General features: G+C 68.1%; 1 protein-coding gene. It reads left to right on the forward strand.

From position 1 onward, the window contains the following. Window positions 1–595, forward strand: a 595-nt coding sequence (locus tag U9980_RS26635) for a WD40 repeat domain-containing protein (RefSeq protein ID WP_416210407.1), incomplete at its 5' end; no start/stop codon positions are given. Window positions 596–744: the final 149 nt, after the last annotated feature.

The following is a 744-nucleotide window of genomic DNA, read 5'->3' on the forward strand; positions in this document are numbered from 1 at the left end:
ACTGGTGACCGACATCGCACTGCGCCCGGACGGTCGGCTTCTCGCCACCGCTGCCGTGAACGAAACCGTGCGGCTATGGGATCTGACCGACCCGGCACAGCCCCACCAGGTCGCCACCATGACCGGACACGTCGGTGCGGTGGTAACGGTGGCCTTCAGTCAGGATGGACGTGCCGCGGTAACCGGTGGTGACGATCATACGGTGCGGCTGTGGGATCTGACGGACCCCGTCAAACCGCGGGCGACGGGCATCCTGAGCGCCCACGACGATCGCGTGACCGGCGTAGCCTTCGGCGCGGACGGCCTGCTGGTGTCCGCCGGCGCCGACGGCGCCATCGTGTTCTGGGACGCCACCGCGAAACCCGTCGAACTGACCCGGCTCGTCGACCGGAACAAGGCCGTCAGCCGACTTGCGGTGTCGGGAGACGGTTACGCGTTCGCGGCCGGCGGCTCCAACGGCGATCTACGGGTGCTGTCGACCGGTCCGGACACGCTTGCCCGGACCGCCTGCGCGGATCCCCGCTTCCGACTCAGCCGCGAGCGGTGGACGCAGTGGGCTCCGCAGGTTCCCTACTCCGACCCCTGCCCGCAATAGCCCCACTCTTTGGGAACGATGTGAATCTGGTGTTGTGGTAGGAGCATCAGATTCACATCGTTAAAAGCGACCGGCAACAGGGGACGCGGCGTCGCGGGGCCGGGGTGTCCCGGCTACCGCCTGCGCTCTTGCCGGCACGTACCCCATCC

This window comes from Protofrankia sp. Cr1 (assembly GCF_963555865.1).
Taxonomy (GTDB): domain Bacteria; phylum Actinomycetota; class Actinomycetes; order Frankiales; family Frankiaceae; genus Protofrankia.